This window comes from Streptomyces cacaoi (genome assembly GCF_006539165.1).
In the GTDB taxonomy this organism is placed as follows: Bacteria; Actinomycetota; Actinomycetes; order Streptomycetales; family Streptomycetaceae; genus Streptomyces; species Streptomyces cacaoi.
This window is the reverse complement of sequence record NZ_BJMM01000171.1, coordinates 1-1,166: the sequence shown is the minus strand read 5'-3', so window position 1 is coordinate 1,166 and position 1,166 is coordinate 1. Positions and strand designations below refer to the sequence as shown.

The 1,166-nt window shown below is 72.4% G+C and carries 1 protein-coding gene; it reads left to right on the top strand.

The window, feature by feature from the left end; genetic code table 11:
• Window positions 1–14: 14 nt before the first annotated feature.
• The coding region (locus SCA03_RS34780) for a condensation domain-containing protein (protein WP_230989120.1) at window positions 15–1,166 on the top strand (1,152 nt) is incomplete at its 3' end.

Here is a 1,166-nt window from a genome sequence, read left to right as displayed (position 1 = left end):
CCGAGGTGGCGGGTGTGTTGCCGGAGTACATGGTGCCGTCGGCGTTCGTGGTGCTGGACGCGTTGCCGTTGACCGCGAATGGAAAGGTGGATCGGCGGGCGTTGCCGGAGCCGGAGGCCGGGCCGGGGGTGGAGTATGTGGCGCCGCGTACCGAGGCCGAGCGGCTGCTGTGTGACATCTGGGCCGAGGTGCTGAAGGCCGGCCGGATCGGCGTGCACGACAACTTCTTCGCGCTGGGCGGGGATTCGATCTCCAGCCTGCAAGTGGTCTCGCGCGCCCGCAGGGCCGGGCTGACGCTCTCGTCCCGTGATGTGTTCCTGCGGCAGACCGTCGCCGAGCTGGCCCCCGGAACGGGCGGCGGAGACGCGGTGGCCGCCGGGGCGGACGACGGGCGGCAGGTGGCCGAGCAGGGCACGGTGTCGGGGCCCGTGGGGCCGACGCCGATCCGGGAGTGGTTCTTCGCCACGCACCCGCACGCGCCGGGGCACTTCGCCATGTCGATGGCGTACGAGCTGGCCGTGGACACGGGGATACCGGCGCTCCGGTCCGCCGTGGCCGCGCTGCTGGAGCAGCACGATGTGCTGCGGTCCGTCTTCGTCCCGGTGCCCGGCGAGGACCGGTGGGCCTCGGAGATACGGGCCGAGGTGGACCTCGACGAGGTCTTCACCGTGCACGGGCTCGCCGACACGGACCAACCCGAGTCCGTGTGGCAGGAGTTGGTGTGCGCGGCACAGTCCGGGATGGAGCTGGAGCGGGGCCCGCTGGTGCGGGTCGTGGTCGGTGACCGGGGCCCGGGCCGTCCGGCGTGGCTGCTGCTCGTGGTGCATCACCTGCTGGTGGACGGGGTGTCGTGGCGGGTGCTGTTGGAGGATCTGGAGGCGGCGTACCGGTGTGTGGTCGCCGGTGAGCCGGTGTCGTTGGGGGAGAAGTCGTCGTCGGTGCGGCAGTGGTCGCAGCGGTTGGTGCGGCATGTGGCCGAGGGCGGTTTCGACGACCAGGTGGGGTACTGGCGGTCGGTGCTGGAGGGTGCCGCGGTCGAGCTGCCCGTCGACCACCCCGGTGGCGGCAACACGATGCGCAGCCAGGCGAGCGTGCAGGCGACCCTCGGCGCGGCCGACACCGCCGCCCTGCTGCTCGACGTGCCGGACGTCTACCGCACACAGGTG